Annotated in this window: 1 protein-coding gene and 1 pseudogene; one reads left to right on the top strand and one right to left on the bottom strand. The window is 60.9% G+C overall.

Annotated elements, in window-relative coordinates; translation table 11 throughout:
- Window positions 1-193: pseudogene (locus tag EOA60_RS38465) on the bottom strand (plasmid partitioning protein RepA); the annotation flags it as partial.
- A gap of 414 nt (window positions 194-607) precedes the next feature.
- Here EOA60_RS38465 and traI point away from each other — a divergent pair.
- Complete coding sequence (traI, locus tag EOA60_RS33545) at window positions 608-1231, top strand: acyl-homoserine-lactone synthase TraI (RefSeq protein ID WP_128312652.1); 624 nt, start codon at window positions 608-610, stop codon at window positions 1229-1231.
- Window positions 1232-1272 lie beyond the last annotated feature (41 nt).

Raw genomic sequence — 1272 nt, 5'->3', positions numbered from 1 at the left:
GTCCTGCGCCCGCCAGAGTCATCTTGCGAGGCGTCGAGTCGGACACCGACATAAGACGAGCAGCCTCGCCAGAGGTGAAGCGCCGCAGCACTTTCTTTGACGTCGGCGGAAACAGAGCTTCACTCATAGCCTGTAGCTGCGAGCTGAGCAGCTCTGCCTGGGCACCGATTGTCTCCTCGACATTCGGCAGCAATTGTCTGCTCCGCTCGGCAACGGTACTCACGGATTAAACCCTCATCACGGAAATTGCGGCGAATGCCGCTCTTTAACGTGACGATAGCATCCGGCCTCTCTGTTGCAAGGATTTAGTGGTTAACAGAACCTTAACTTCGACAGGTCGTATTGAGACGCTAATCGCCTCTATCGCTCATAACCATTTGTTCTGACTTCACTTTCTTCCCGCGGTTCACGACGCGCCGATTCCGGTTGCTAGTTGTTTTACTAGGGGTCCACTCCCCATCGTGGGGAGAGACCGGGACCGATTTCCCACCTGCATTGCCCGACTCACCCCCGCAGTAAGCGAATCGCACTCATAATTTCGTTAGTCGCGGCTTGCCGCGCAAACGTGCCCTCTGCCTCCGAACGCATTCGAATCGGAGCACTACTGATGCGGGCACTGGCCATTCCTGCCGACGCGCACGACGACTTCCCTGACCTTATCGATTCCATGCACCGCCTGCGGGCTCGCATCTTCAAGGGACGGCTGGGATGGGACGTGGTCACACGCGGCGGCAGGGAAACCGATGAATTCGACGCTCTGAGACCAACATACATCCTGGCGATATCGTCGGCCTCCGAGGTCGTCGGCTGCGCAAGGCTCCTGCCGGCGAGCGGCCCCAACATGATCGAGGCGCTGTTCCCCGATCTGGTGCGGTCGGGCGCGTTCAAGCCGCATTCCGCAGTGATCGAGAGCTCGCGCTTCTGCGTCGATACCTCGCTCGACGAGGGTAGGGCAGGGGGCTCGCTCCACGATGCGACACTCACCATGTTCGCCGCCATCATCGAATGGTCGATGGTCAACGGATATCGCCAGATCGTTACCGGGACGGACCTTCGCATCGAGCGCATCCTCAAGAGAGCGGGTTGGCCGATGAGGCGGATAGGGCAGCCGCGGAGGATCGGCGAGACGACTGCCATCGCCGGGAGGCTGCCGGCAGACCGCGCGAGCTTCGAGCGCGTGTGCCCGCCGTCATACCGCTCCGTCCTCTGCCCGAAGCTGCGTGCCGCGTGAAGCGAGTATGGCCATGCCCCAGCTTCGCTCCCATCCACGGC

Origin of the sequence: Mesorhizobium sp. M1A.F.Ca.IN.020.06.1.1 (assembly GCF_004023265.1) — a bacterium.
GTDB lineage: Bacteria > Pseudomonadota > Alphaproteobacteria > Rhizobiales > Rhizobiaceae > Mesorhizobium.
Note: the sequence above shows the minus strand (reverse complement) of the source record. Positions and strands in the feature narration are given on the sequence as shown.

Bases quoted from the DNA above. Each gene is read 5' to 3' on its own strand.
- traI (WP_128312652.1), top strand. From the start codon at position 608: ATGCGGGCACTGGCCATTCCTGCCGACGCGCACGACGACTTCCCTGAC.